Origin of the sequence: Klebsiella sp. 10-1 (genome assembly GCF_009758445.1) — a bacterium.
GTDB lineage: Bacteria > Pseudomonadota > Gammaproteobacteria > Enterobacterales > Enterobacteriaceae > Klebsiella > Klebsiella scottii.
In genome coordinates, this window is sequence record NZ_WQRE01000004.1 from 272,537 (window position 1) to 286,096 (window position 13,560).

The window sequence follows — 13,560 nt, forward strand, 5'->3', positions numbered from 1 at the left end:
GACTATGACCAGACTGCCAGAATCCTCATTGTGGGAAGAAGAGATTGAGCTTATTTCCAGAAGCGAGCGCGTTTCCGGAGGACTGGACGGCGTGGCAAACCGCCCACTGAAAAGCCTGGCCAACCGCACGCGGTTCCTTAAGCAGCAAGCTGGAGAGTTAGATCAGCTTATCGCGGAAAAAATCAGCGCGGTAAAGACCTTTTCGGAAGGTGCTACGCTGGAGTCGCCACGCGAAGAAATACTCTATGGCGTACTTCGCCTTGTATGGACGGGCGCATTTCCCAAGAGCGTTCCGGCGTACTCATCACCGAAAACGACCGGCGGCGTAGGGGCGGGAGCCTGGGCCTATACATCAGATGCAGTCATTCGCCAGAACCTGGCTTCAAACGATGGCCTGAAATGGATCGGAAAGTGCAAAACCCTTGAGACACTTCGCACGATTGAGCCAACGATTTCAGGTCAGAGTATTATCCTGGAACGCGCTGTTATCGGAGGGCCATTATTAAACGTAATCATTACGCATAACCCGGCGGCGGCGGATGCGGTCGACGATGGCTACAGTCGTTTCGTTACCGCGGGTGGGGCGGTTTGGGATGCGGATATTTCATTCGGACATAATGTGTTTCTGGCTGGCTATTCTGATGCGCTAAATAATCTTGCCGACTGCCTAAACAAAATCATTCTGAATAAGGTCAGCAAGGTCATTTCCCGTGGCTACGTTGCGGGCGGTGTGGATTCTGAGATAAGAATTCCCCCAAACCCCAACGCTGAAGGCGTGACGAATTTTTACATGAATAAAAAATCCGTCAAAATCCCGTCGTTTTTGAGGGTTCATTCCGCGCCGGCGGCAATTTATGATTACAGCGACTTCACCACGGGTGTCGGCATTATTGGCAGTAATGAGTTTGAAGGCCTCACCAATGACATGATGTACCGGAATAACGGTGGTGGATGGGGAGCCGGAGCCGGTGCCTCTAACAGCCATAATTCGGGCGGATTTATTGGTAATGGCTGTTTAATAAAAGGCCCGAACACAACCTCAAACCCCAACGCGACCACCTATCCGGGCGTGCGCTGGGGTAACGTCACGTACCCCGGCGGCGACCAGGCCCATTTCAGGGATACCACCTTCTCTGATGCGCGCGTATCCGGGTGGGGTTCAGGGTTCCGCCCTGGCTCCGTTAATACCTATCTGATGGATGTGGTTGCCTGCCATTTTACAAATAACACCTACGGCATTGATACCTATACGGCATGGAGCGGTAGCACTCCGCAATGGGCTAACAGTGGCGAGAAAATGTCATTTCGTGGGTGCCTGATAAGTAACAACCGAAGCCATGCTGTTTATCTGGATAATCGCGGTGATTTCTTCTACTTCGATATGTGCAGCATTGACTACAACGGCGGGGATGTATTCCATTGCAGCCCGACCAACCTCGGGGAAGTGAATTACATTAACGGCCACATCGAGGGTAACAGCGGATTAATCCTTAACTGTCCGACGCGAACAACGAATGACGGGGAAAATAACGTCAAAATTCGCGGGGCGAAAATCTACCCCAATAAATCCACCAACGATAAATATGGTGGCGTCAGGGATATTGTGTTCGGGACGACCATCAGGACGATTCTGGAGCTGGACAGCTGCAATATCTTCTGCCGCGCACCGTATGTTAACGGCGCATACCCGACCTGGAAAAGTTACAACCCGGCCAACCTGGCACGTCTCATTATTAAGTATCCAGGCAGCGGCCAGACATACCGATTCCTGCCATCCTATGACGGAACATACGGTTATCGAATCAACGACAAGCTGCTGTTTTCCGGCAATGAAAATGAGAACGTCCCCACATCACGAACGGGGGATTTCTGGTGCATAAAATCAGGCGGCGCATCATGTGTGTACGGCGGCGCAGGTGACGCAGACAGTGATGGGGTCATCCCAATTAAAATCACGCTGAACTCGCCGACCGATACGGTGCAGTTGCTGTTCAGCCGGCAAATAACACCTGAACGGGGAACGCAGCATATTCACGGTTTTTGCTCGGTAAAAGCGGCAGCGTTTGCCGGGGCGCTGAACGTATCGGCTATCGCCAGAACCATTGCCAGCGTCACCAGAACGGTCAGCGCGGCTCCCGGTCCGGTGGCTGAAACCGAAAACCTTTACGGAGTAAACCAGAGTATCGCCCAGGATATTTTGCTGTCCCTGAAAAATGAGACGATTTCTATCACCGCAGATGACTACATGGGAACCCGGCCGCTGGCAGTCCAGCTAATCGGCGGGAATTACTCTTATCTCGGTTTCCTGTTCACCGGCGGTACCGGCACCTTCTACGTCAAATTGCCGGTGTGGGCGAACCTCGATTTGCACCCGACTATCGGCTACCAGTAAGGAAAAACTCATATGACCATGTATTACATCCGCAAAGAGGAGGACGGCGTTTACGCCGTCTCCACAACCGATATCAGCAGTTTTATTTCGGGTGACTGGCCTGACGATGAGTATTTTGAATACGCGATGGCCGCGCTGGTTTCGTATCTGTCGTCTCAGCCAGAAGGTGAGGGGTATGTTCTGGTTGATAAATCCAGAGAAACAACAAGCGACAACCTGAATACCCGATAACGGCCAGATGGCGAGGAATCGATCACAATGAGCAAAATTTTTAAATCGGTGATAACGGTCGCTGGCAGGGAAAAAATTGCGGCCGCCATCGTTAACGGGGATAAGGTTGTATTTTCTCAAATGTCTGTCGGTGATGGTGGCGGTAGCGCGACAATTCCCAACGATGAGCAGACTGCGCTGGTCAATGAATTATTTCGGACTCAGCTGAACAGCCTGAAGCTGTCAGATACCGAAAACATCATTATTGCCGAAATGGTCATCCCACCTGAGGTGGGTGGCTTTACTATCCGAGAGGCCGCGCTGTTTGATGATGCCGGTGTGTGCATGGCGGTTGCCAACGTCCCGGAAACCTATAAACCCGCTCTGACAGAAGGTTCAGGGCGATTTACCATCCTCCGAATCTGGCTGGCGGTCAGCAGCACCGAGGCGGTAGAGCTTGTCGTTGATCCAGGAATCGTGCTGGCAACCGTAGAGGATGTGATTAACGCCGGTAATGATGCCAAAGATTATGCCGATGAGCAGTTGAGCGAGCACGCCAATTCACGGAACCATCCCGACGCCACGCTGAACGAAAAAGGATTCACCCGGCTCAGCAACGCCACTACCAGTAGCGATCAGGATAAAGCAGCAACGCCGCTCGCGGTAAGGCTGGCTGTTGAAGCTGCCATCACGGCTGCCTGGGAGCTGGATAACCCCGTCGGCACTGTGAAGTTTTATGCGCAGAATGTGAATCCCAACGAGCGCTACCCGTGGACTGAATGGGTTTATACCGGAGAAGACAGGACTATCCGCATCGGTAAAGCCAGTGGTGCGAACGTTGGTACGACCGGCGGCAGCGATACCGTCATGCTACAGAAAGCTAATCTGCCAGCCGTGCAGATTGACGTAAGCGGCGAAACCAGCGAGTTACCAGAGGTGACGCTAACCTCTAAACCTGCCGGCAGGCATAAGCATGGCGGCGTGCCGAGCCGGGTGGATCCGTGGGAGATTGGCGGCGATATCAGCCAGCGCTTTAACCCGGCAAATTTGGGCGAAACGGATGAGGCTGAAGACCATCAGCACGAAGTTGTGCAACCAGCCCACAAACACAATACCAGCGGCAAAACCGATAACCTCGGCGAAGGTAAATCTTTCAGTGTGGTAGAAGCCCACACCCTGCTGATGTGCTGGGCGCGAGTGGCGTGAGTATCGAGTGCCGTCAAAATTAACAGTGCTGCAGGACAGTCAGAAGTGGCGGCGCGGTACCAACATAGTCAAATATGGCGATATCTGCCGGCAGTGAAAGCCCCTCGAAGGGGCTTTTTTGTGGGTTAAAACAGGCTGCTGAGGGAGTTTGATACCGAGTTAACGGCTTTGGTCGCGCTGGTTTTGAGATCATCCAGCACATCACTGACCGACGACGTCTGTAGCTTCTCGCGGAAATCCGCATCTGCCCGACTCAAACTGATAGTGAACTCAATCTTTTTGGGGTTGCCGTAGCGGTCAAACTCCGTTTTTCCTCGCTCCAGCCGCGTCATGACGTACATCCCGTAAATCTGCCCGTCACCTTCAATCAGCGGCCAGGGGCGACCGGCAAAGCCGATTGTCTCTAGCGCAGACAGCGACCACCGTCCGCCGGTGATTTCGGGGTAAAGCACACCGTCAAGCGTGATCGTGTCATCACCGGGCCCGATGTACTGCCAGCCTGCCGACTGATTAACCCGGTCATTCTTAACGTGACGCCACTCCTGCGAGTGGCGCAGCTGCTGATACGGGACAGTGCGCAGCGTAAAAACAAACATCCCGTAAATCATCATCATAAAAAACCTCCTTACTCCCGATCGCGGAATGAACCACGGTTAGTTTTGCGGGTGCCGGCCATCGCATCGCGCACGGCATTGCGAACCATTTTTTCAAGCTCCTGATCCGAGCGTTTACCGACGTCGTTAAAGACCAGTTGGAAGAACGGCGCCGCACCCGAAGCCGCCGCGACCGGCACAGGTGATGCCCCCTGCGTCGCAGTCGGCACCGACAGAATACCGCCGGCCGCCGCCGCAGATACGCGCGGCACAGGCTGCGGAATAACCCGTGCCTCCTGATAGGCGCCACGCAGCGCCAGTGCGCGCGGCAGGTTTTTAAAAACAATGTCGCCGGGGCCGATTTTCTTCGTATTGTTGGCTGTCGCCTTCGTGTTATCGGCGATACTGTTCAGACGTCGCAGAGTGCCGTTATCACCTGTAATGACCGGAGGTTTATCGCCGGCAGGCTTGTACACTTCCGCTTTCCCTAACGGGAGTTGATGCCCTGCCAGCGCTGCCGCAGAGGCTTCAAGCTCCCGCTGTGCCTTATCAGCCTGTTGCCTGGCTTTGCCTATCCCGTCAGGGATGAGATCCAGCTTCTTAAGTAGCCAGTCCACGCCGTTCATGAGTTGCTGAAGCGGCCACAGCAGAACGCTAAGCGCCGTCCCCATCACCCGACCGAATGTCTCCCCGGCAGAGACGCACTTATCCAGCGTCTCTTTGCTGGTCTGCATCGGCGTTAACAGGTTTTTGAACCACTCCCAGACGGCTTTAATACCGCCACCCAGAGCAGAGAAGACGGGCGCCAGCGAAGAAAAGGCGCCCCTGAGCGGCGTCAGTGCCTGCCATACGCCAGCAAAGAACCCGGAGAAAAACGCCTTGATAGGCTCCCAATAGCGCCAGATCAGCAGCCCCGCCGCGACAAACGCCGCAGCAATCAGCCCGATTGGGCTTAACAGGAAAGGCAGCGCCCCACCCAGAACAGATACCGTGCCGGTGATCATGCCCCAGAGCGCAGGGAGGCCGGTCAGCCTGAGCATCAGCATGCCAAGACTTTTACCAAAAGATGCCAGCGCCGCACCTGGAGCCAGAAATGCACCCATTAACCCGGCCCGAATCGCGGGCATGATGGCGGAGATCCTCCCGAAACCGGATGCGATACCCGATATAACGACAGGCCAGCCGCGCATGCTTGCCATCACCGGGCCAGCGGCGGCACCCAGGGTGCGGAATGCGGCGACTGTGCCGAGAATGCCGCGACCACCGGTTAGCACCGCAAAGCCGAGCTGTAGTTTTGCCAGCGGCCCAATCAGAATGCCGGCGGCAAGCGAGAGGGCGCCAATAGCGACAGTCAGCGCCAGCGTACCGCCCACAACGAGGAGGAGAGTTTGCGCAAGTCGGGGATTTGCCTTAACCCAGACTGTTACGCGCGAAATAGTTTCATCAAGCCATTGCACCAGGCTACGCAGCGGGCCCTTGACGGTATCAGATATCTGGATTTGCAGACCCTCCCAGGCGCTGCTGAGGTTTGAAATGTCGCCCCCGAGGTTATCTGACATTTTTTTTGCCGTGGACGCGGACTCTCCCTGCGCTTTTTTCAGTTCAGCAATAAGCCTCTGGAGATCACCACTCCCTACGGATTTGACGAGCGTCTGTAACCCGACCATTGCCTCTTCGCCAGCGATATCCTTGAAGAAGCTAATTTGATCGGTGTCACCGTATTTTTTCGTGGCTTTATACAGGTCGCCGAGGATTTGCTCGACAGGCCGCAGCTTACCGCGGCTGTCCGCGACGCTTACTCCAAGCTCCTTGAGGGCTTTCGCAGCGGCCCCGGTTGGTGCCGAAAGTCGGGTAAGAGAGGCGCGCATAGCTGTCCCCGCATCGCTGCCACGCAACCCGTTATTAGCGAGAACACCAGCCATCGCCGCCGCTTCTTCCAGACTTATACCTAGAGCGGCAGCAACTGGCCCGGTATACTTCATTGTATCGCCGAGTGCGCGCAAGTTTGTGCTGGAACGGGTAAATGTGCCGGCCAATACGTCACCAACACGCCCCATATCCGTTGCCTGCAAGCCAAACTGCTTGAGCACACTGGCGCCAATGTCGGCAGTCTCACCAAGAGAGATATCCCCGCTCAGCGCGCCGCCGGCAATAGCTGTATCCAGAACGCCGGGTAACGCGGCCTGAATGGCCTCAGGCGTAAAGCCGGCCATCGCGAGGAATGCTTGCCCCTGCGCCGCATCACTGCTTGAAAATGCCGTTTCGGCACCTAATTTTTTGGCCTGTTCTCGCAGAACTGTAAACCGGCTATCGCCTTTGTCCATGCGGGTCAGCGCCATTACCCGCGACATGTCGGTATCGAAGCCGACGGCAGGCGACAGAAATCTACCGCTTGCGTATCCAGCCACCGCCGCGCCAGCTACTGCCATCGTGCCGCCGCCGCGCAGTTTCGCGCCGGTTTCTTTTGCCTTCTCATAGCTTGCCTGTGCGCGCGTTACCGCAGCCAGGCGCTGTCGTTCACGCTCAAGCGCCTGGCTGTATTGCTCAGTTCGCCGGATGGCAGATTGCACCGCACCGCTACCGGCGGTGAGGTTAACGCCGTGCTGGCGCACCGCCTGCCCGGCAGAGCGTAATTGGGTAGTCTGCTTGTTGTAGGTATCCGTCAGGCGTGAGAGCTTGTTGCGCAGCGTTTCAAGACGTGCCGCCTGAGCCTCGGTAAGCTGCCCGCCTTCGCGCTGCTTCTGGTTGAGACCGTCAAAGGCGCGCTGAGTGCTCCGGAGCTTCAGAGCTGTGTCGTTAGCTTGCGAGCGCAGCTTGTCGAAAGACGCCGCACCTTTCTCCAGGTCTTTAATGGAAGACTGTGTTTTTTTGAGGGAGTCAGAAAGGCCGCCAATCGCTTTGCTGGCGGCGCTGACCGGGCGGGTGAGCTTATCAATGGCGCTGAACGCAACGCGAATACTAAGATCCATCGTCGTCATCCTCCTGTTCATGGTTGCCGCTTCTGATGGCCGCCTTCTCGCGCCAGGCCATCAGCTCGCGCAGCTCCATGCCGTACATCTCGGAGGGCGGCCAGTGAAAAATAACTGCAATGTCGGCGATCAGATCGTCGACGTCAGAAAATACCGCCTCTCTTATTCGCTCCCCGTCTCCGCCGCGTTCGGTACGGACGGCGCCGGCCTCGCCAAAAAAGGCGTAAGCTCTTCACATAGTGCGGTGAAGTCACCCGTTGCCAGCGTGGCAATTTCGGTACTGGTCAGCTGCGGACTGGTGGTGCGCGTCAGCAGGGTGGAGACCGAATCGAAATCGAAGTTCAGCACATCAACCAGACGCAGGCCGCGCAGGGATCCCGCCTGTTTGATGGTGTCGGTGATAGTGATGGTGATAATTTCCTGATCGCCGCGCTTAACCGGCTTACTGAGAATAACGGACATAGCATTTTCTCCGGGCGGCCAGCAGGCCGCCTTAAAGGTGAGTAAAAAGGGTTATCAGCTGCCGAGGCCCAGCGCCGACATAATGCGATCCGGGTAGAGGTTCTCCCCGTTGCGCTTGTAGATAAAGTTCAGCAGGTCGATTTCCAGCAGCGGCTTATCGTCCACTGACAGCTTGTAGTAGGTGTTTTTGATGGCGTAGGTGTGGTTGGTATCATCACCCTGTTTCGCATCACCCGGATCGATTTCGGTGATACGTCCGCGCATCTCAACTTCCAGTAACGAGCTGGTACCGCCGCTGTAAAACTCACCGACAAAGCGCAGGCGCATTTCGTCGATATCGCCGCCATATTTCAGGATCAGCTCTTCAACCACGCCACCGACAATCATTGACGCGTCCAGCGCGCCGGAATCCAGCCCCAGATCAACCGCCACCGAACCGAGCATACCGCCGCCCTGGTAATCTTCGGTCTTGCGGGTCACTTTCGGCAGCGTCACGCTGGGGACTTTGCCGATATGGTTCACGCCGTCCACAAAGACGGTGAACAGTCGGAGTTTTTTAGGAATAGCCACTATTCACCTCCCAGCGATGCAAAAGCGGATTCGTAATACTGATCGGTGAACGTCTGGATCATCGTCAGGTCTTCCAACGGCGGTACCGGGCTGTAGTTGTAGCGCACGATGGCCTTACCCTGCCGCAGGCCAACGGTTGGGTTATCGACGATATCAAACCAGCACGCTGCGCCAATCAGCTTGCCGGCGGTAACCAGCGCCTGAAGTTTGGCGTTAATGCCGCTCACCACGTCTTTCACGTTCGCAGGCGTCAGCGGGGTATCCACGGTGGTGAATTGCGCTTCCGCGATACTGTCTGCCAAGATCTGCGCGGTTCGTGTGTACACCTCGAAAATGAATTCTTCGGTTTCGGTGGTGCGGTTGCCCCAGAAGCGGAAGCCGTCGCGCTTAATCAGCGTGGTGATCTCGTTGGCGTTTAGCTCGTTGGCGTCGGAGTCCTCCGCCTGCAACGCCCAGAACACGTCCTTCGCAATCCCCAGCACGTTTTTGACCGGCACGTTAGACAGTGATTTATGCCAGCCCTGCTCGTTGTCGATAAGCGCCCGCAAACCCAGCGCATACGCTACGGCCGGGAATTCTTCATTCACACCGCTCAGCGGGTTATAGGCGATGAAGTTCGGCCAGATCAGCATGCCCTCGCGCTCCGCAAACGTCTCGCGGTAGGTTTTCGCCTCCGCGATGGTGTCGCAGCCGTCGCAGTAGCTGTATGAGAACGCCCGCAGCTGCTTCGCGATAACCCGCAACTGCGCAGTCACTTCGGCGGTGTCGTACTCCGGAATGCCGAGAATGCGCGGGCGATAGCCGGTTTTCTGCTCCGCCGTCAGGAAGGCAAACATCCCGGTGTAGCTGCCGTCAGCCTGCGTGCCGCCGATAATCAGCTGCGACTGCGTCGGCTCATCTTCCCCGACCTTAGCCTCAGCAACGCGCACGACAATCACGCGGGTGCTGACCTGGTCGGAAATAGCTTTCAGCGATTTGTAGAGCGAGCCTGTTTTACCTGCTTTGCCGAGCACACTGATAACACGCGTCACCAGCACCGGGGTGTTAAGTGGAAAAGTGAGAGGGTCGGCGTCTTCGGCTACCGCAACCAGACCAATGACCGTTGAATCAATGTCATTGATCGCGGTCTGGAGGTCGGTGTTTTCTTTGACGCGCGCCCCGTGAAAAAAGTTGTCGGTCATACTCTACCGCCATCATGTTGAGTGAGTTCGCGGTCATCATCGCCGGGATGGCGGGCCGCTGTCGTGCCTTCAGGGTTGTGACCGGCCTGTCACAACAAAAAGCCATCGCCAGCATCGCGCGCGCATGAAACCATCAACGGCGGGGGAATGCATATGGCACTGACGACAGACACTATCGACAAAGCAAAAGCGCTACTGGACGAAGGGGCGCAGCGATTCAAGGACTATCAGTCCGAGCTTTCGCGCGTGCCGGCGTTCAGTATCCTGATGGGCGGCAAAGCACTGACGCAGCTGGATCCGCGCATTATTTCGCTGGAGCTGACCGACAACCGCGGATTTGAGGCCGACGAGCTGACCATTGCTATCGACGATAGCGACGGATTGATTGAACTGCCGCCGCGTGGTGCTGAGCTGTCGGTATCGCTGGGGTGGCAGGGTGAGCCGCTGGTTTACAAAGGGGTTTACACCGTTGACGAGGTCGCCCATTCGGGGCCGCCGGACCGACTGGAGATCACCGCCCGCAGCGCGGATTTTCGGGATGAGTTCAACGTCAAGCGCGAGGTGTCATGGCATGACGTGACGGTTGAGCGCATCGTGTCAGCCATCGCCAGGCGTTACAAACTGACGCCGGTGATTTCCGAGCAGCTGATGAGCGCCGAGATTGACCACGCCGACCAGACCCAGGAAAGTGATATGTCATTTCTGACGAGGATGGCCGACCTGCTGGGGGCCATTGCCACCATCAAAAACGGTAGCCTTCTGTTTATCCTGCCGGGTGGTGGCGTCAGCGCGAACGGCAAAGCCCTGCCGCAGTTTGCGATCACCCGCTCCAGTGGCGACCGGCATTCGTTCCGCGTCGCAGACCGTGACGCCTACACCGGCGTGCAGGCGTACTGGCTGGATCTGGAGTTCGGCAAAAAGAAGAAAGTCACCGTCAAGGAACGCAAGAAAAAGACCGAGAGGAAGCCGCGCAGCAGCAGTCGGGAAGGGGATTATATTGCAGGTGAAGACGGCAACGTTTTTGTACTGCGGACAACCTATAGCAGCGAAATAGCCGCCCAGCGGGCTGCTGCGGCAAAGTGGCAGCAGCTCAAACGCGGCGCCGCCGAATTTAATATGACGCTGGCCTACGGTCGCGCAGATCTGTACCCGGAGATGCACGGCACGGTATCGGGATTTAAGACGGATATGAATAATCAGGACTGGATAATTGCGAAGGCCACGCACACGATCGACGACGGCGGATTTAAAACGCAGCTGGAGCTTGAAGCGAAAATACCTGAATGGATTGCAGAAACGGAGTCGTAGCAGCCATAATAACGGTGAGTTCAACTCCCGCCCGGGAGGCCATCATGTTCAAGTGTCCCATTTGCGGTGCCGTTGCCAAAACGCGCACCAGTCGCCCATTGAGTAATACCACCGTTCGCCATTATCACCAGTGCCAGAACTTTGAGTGCAGCGTCACATTTACCACCCTGAATAGCGTTGAAAAGCTGGTAACAAAACGCGGTCATCGCGAAAAGTTGCCACCTGGATTTATCCCTTTGGATGCATTCCCTGCATCGCATTACGGCAACGATCAGCTCAGCTTTGCCATATAAAAAAGCCCCGCATCTGCGGGGCTTGGTTTTAGATCTTCAAAAGAAGTTAAAATGCGTGGGTATGCGATGCGATGATTAACTCAGAGCCATCGCCTTTTGCTTGCCCCGCCTCTTTGCAAGAAGAGCTGGGGTTCTCAAAAACAAACCCGCTATGAGCGTATCTATTTAACACCCGCACTTCTTTTGTATTTTTTAAGTACGTATTTTTTTTGGGGTTTAGCCAAAGAGGGCCACACACACCCATTCGAATGACGGAGTTATAGATTTGCGTAGTAACGCTATCTTCATTCATTACAAGCGTAACAACACCATCATTACTTTCAATAGACAGCGGATTCCAGGGTTTAAGAGACTTCTGTAAAACAGCCTCGTTAGAGGCTTGCGCCGTGACGCTGGCTGATACCAGCAACAGTGAGAGAGCTAGTTTTTTCATTGTCGGTTTTATCCAAAGCTTAATTGTTAAAAAGCGCCTTGTTGTTATTTTTTCGGTCTTTTTGTGGTCATGGAATAAATAAAATCAATTAAAAACATGCAATTAAATATGTTTTTGAGGCGGATCACTCCGCCTCATCTTCCGCAACGCGCACCCCGACCTTCAGAACGTGGTCCTCTTCTTTTTCTGCGACCGTCCATACCATTCCGGCAAACTCAACGTGGTCGCCCACCACCGGCGCGGCCCCGAGCTGGTGCTGCACAACGTCGCCCAGCGACTGCTGGCGATCGCGATACTCTTCCCCGCCGTCGAGGCCGTAAATTTGCGCGACGTCGGCAAACTTAGCGCTGGCGTCAAGAATAAAGTCACCGAAGAAACGCTGATCGAGTGCCACCGGCGGCGACTGGCTGAACATTTTACCCAGCGCGGGCAGGTCGCGCTCGCGGCCGATAACGCACAGAATATCGCCTTCCAGCAGGCGGGTGCTGCCGGTGGGATGCAGCAGCGCGTTATCGCGAAACAGGGCGGCAATGCGCGTTTCCGGCGGCATATGCAGATCGCGCAGCGCCGCGCCGACGCACCATTTATCCGCGCTGAGCTGATAGACGAACTGCTCCCACGGATTTTCCGGATGAATATCCAGCCCGACCCGGGAAATTGGCCAGCCCACCGGCGGGACCACCACTTTGGCTTTTTTCGCCGCCCATGACAGCGAGGTCCCCTGCAGCAGCAGCGAGACCAGCACCACGAAGAAGGCGACGTTGAAGAACAGCCGCGCATTCTCAAGGCCGGCCATCATCGGAAAGACGGCGAGAATAATCGGTACCGCGCCGCGTAATCCCACCCAGCTGATAAATATCCGCTCGCGCAGGTTAAACCCGCGAAACGGCAGCAGGCCGGCGAAAACCGACAGCGGACGGGCGATAAAAATCATCCACATCGAGAGCAGCAGCGCCGGGATCGCAATGGGCCACAGGTCGGACGGCGTCACCAGCAGGCCGAGCACCAGGAACATGGCGATTTGCGCCAGCCACGCCAGGCCGTCGAAGTTTTGCAGAATGCCGTGACGGTTGCGAATCGGCCGGTTGCCGAGCAGGAAACCGCACAGATAGACCGCCAGGATGCCGCTGCCGTCCAGCGAGGTGGTGACGGCGAAAATCATAATTCCGCCGCTCAGCGCCAGCAGCGGATAGAGACCGGTAGGCAGCACGATGCGGTTTATCATCTGCAGGAGCAGGTAGCCGCCGCCGAGACCAATGACGATCCCCAGGCCAAACTGCTGCACGATGTGGACCGCAAACATCCAGCTCAGGCCGGATTCGTGCTGCTGAATCATCTCGATAAGCGTGATGGTCAGGAACACCGCCATCGGATCGTTGCTGCCGGATTCGATCTCCAGCGTCGAGCCGACGCGTTCGTTCAGGCCCTTGCCGCCGAGCAGGGAGAACACCGCCGCGGCGTCGGTTGAGCCGACAATCGCACCGATCAGCATCCCTTCAATCAGGTTGAGGTGAAACAGCCACGCCGCCATCAGCCCGGTGAGGCAGGAGGTGATCAGCACCCCGACGGTGGCCAGCGAAAGCGCCGGCCACAGCGCCACGCGAAAGGAGCTGGCCTGGGTGCGCATCCCGCCGTCCAGCAGGATCACCGCCAGCGCCAGGTTACTCACCATATAGGCGAAAGGGTAGTTGTCAAAAGGGATGCCGCCGATACCGTCAACGCCCGCCAGCATCCCGATAGCCAGGAAGATGACCAGGATCGGAATGCCGAGACGTGAGGAAAAGGAACTCAATAAAATGCTACAGGTTACTAATACAGAACCCAGAATAAACAGACTAATAACCGCACCGGCATCCAATGTTCATGTACTCCTTACGAGTATGAAGATTTTGATAATTTGACATCATATTAACCATCTGCGGGGGATCCGGAAATGTGTCACG

General features: G+C 56.0%; 13 protein-coding genes. 5 read left to right on the forward strand and 8 right to left on the reverse strand.

Annotated elements, in window-relative coordinates; genetic code table 11:
* The first annotated feature begins 4 nt into the window (after window positions 1-4).
* Genes GO007_RS16845 through GO007_RS16855 form a run of 3 tightly spaced genes read left to right on the forward strand, consistent with a single transcriptional unit; the run spans window position 5 to window position 3,808 of the window.
* Entirely contained in the window at window positions 5-2,392 is a 2,388-nt protein-coding gene (locus tag GO007_RS16845) for a tail fiber/spike domain-containing protein (protein ID WP_143350185.1), read from the forward strand.
* 12 nt (window positions 2,393-2,404) lie between these two features.
* Window positions 2,405-2,623 carry a hypothetical protein gene (locus GO007_RS16850; protein WP_095101841.1) on the forward strand — a complete coding sequence of 73 codons (219 nt, stop codon included), beginning with the start codon at window positions 2,405-2,407 and terminating at the stop codon, window positions 2,621-2,623.
* Between the two features lie 27 nt (window positions 2,624-2,650).
* A complete protein-coding gene (locus GO007_RS16855; protein ID WP_095101843.1) occupies window positions 2,651-3,808 on the forward strand; it encodes a phage tail protein in 1,158 nt (385 codons plus the stop codon).
* 125 nt (window positions 3,809-3,933) lie between these two features.
* Here GO007_RS16855 and GO007_RS16860 read toward each other — a convergent pair whose 3' ends face one another.
* The 6 genes from GO007_RS16860 to GO007_RS16885 are packed head-to-tail and all read right to left on the reverse strand — an operon-like array spanning window position 3,934 to window position 9,583.
* Complete coding sequence (locus tag GO007_RS16860) at window positions 3,934-4,422, reverse strand: phage tail protein (RefSeq protein ID WP_095101845.1); 489 nt, start codon at window positions 4,420-4,422, stop codon at window positions 3,934-3,936.
* Window positions 4,423-4,433: 11 nt separating this feature from the next.
* Window positions 4,434-7,370 carry a phage tail tape measure protein gene (locus GO007_RS16865; protein ID WP_223261788.1) on the reverse strand — a complete coding sequence of 979 codons (2,937 nt, stop codon included), beginning with the start codon at window positions 7,368-7,370 and terminating at the stop codon, window positions 4,434-4,436.
* Window positions 7,360-7,536, reverse strand: coding sequence for a GpE family phage tail protein (locus GO007_RS16870; RefSeq protein WP_071836356.1), 177 nt, complete (start codon window positions 7,534-7,536; stop codon window positions 7,360-7,362). The genes GO007_RS16865 and GO007_RS16870 overlap by 11 nt, the downstream gene beginning before the upstream one ends.
* Window positions 7,533-7,832: a hypothetical protein gene (locus tag GO007_RS16875; protein ID WP_064363116.1), complete on the reverse strand. Its 300-nt coding sequence runs from the start codon at window positions 7,830-7,832 to the stop codon at window positions 7,533-7,535. The genes GO007_RS16870 and GO007_RS16875 overlap by 4 nt, the downstream gene beginning before the upstream one ends.
* Window positions 7,833-7,886: 54 nt before the next feature.
* Complete coding sequence (locus GO007_RS16880; protein ID WP_023328126.1) at window positions 7,887-8,402, reverse strand: phage major tail tube protein; 516 nt, start codon at window positions 8,400-8,402, stop codon at window positions 7,887-7,889.
* Window positions 8,402-9,583, reverse strand: a complete 1,182-nt coding sequence (locus GO007_RS16885) for a phage tail sheath subtilisin-like domain-containing protein (RefSeq protein WP_095101849.1) — start codon at window positions 9,581-9,583, stop codon at window positions 8,402-8,404. The genes GO007_RS16880 and GO007_RS16885 overlap by 1 nt, the downstream gene beginning before the upstream one ends.
* A gap of 153 nt (window positions 9,584-9,736) precedes the next feature.
* Between GO007_RS16885 and GO007_RS16890 the strand changes: the two genes are divergently transcribed.
* Together GO007_RS16890 and GO007_RS16895 are read left to right on the forward strand one after the other, a co-directional pair.
* Window positions 9,737-10,891, forward strand: coding sequence for a phage late control D family protein (locus GO007_RS16890; protein WP_095102280.1), 1,155 nt, complete (start codon window positions 9,737-9,739; stop codon window positions 10,889-10,891).
* A 44-nt stretch (window positions 10,892-10,935) separates the two neighbouring features.
* A complete protein-coding gene (locus GO007_RS16895) occupies window positions 10,936-11,184 on the forward strand; it encodes an ogr/Delta-like zinc finger family protein (RefSeq protein WP_095101851.1) in 249 nt (82 codons plus the stop codon).
* A 46-nt stretch (window positions 11,185-11,230) separates the two neighbouring features.
* Here GO007_RS16895 and GO007_RS16900 read toward each other — a convergent pair whose 3' ends face one another.
* On the reverse strand, window positions 11,231-11,617 hold the full coding sequence (locus GO007_RS16900; RefSeq protein ID WP_095101853.1) for a hypothetical protein: 387 nt from the start codon (window positions 11,615-11,617) through the stop codon (window positions 11,231-11,233).
* Between the two features lie 124 nt (window positions 11,618-11,741).
* Complete coding sequence (locus GO007_RS16905; protein WP_095101855.1) at window positions 11,742-13,475, reverse strand: potassium/proton antiporter; 1,734 nt, start codon at window positions 13,473-13,475, stop codon at window positions 11,742-11,744.
* Window positions 13,476-13,560: the final 85 nt, after the last annotated feature.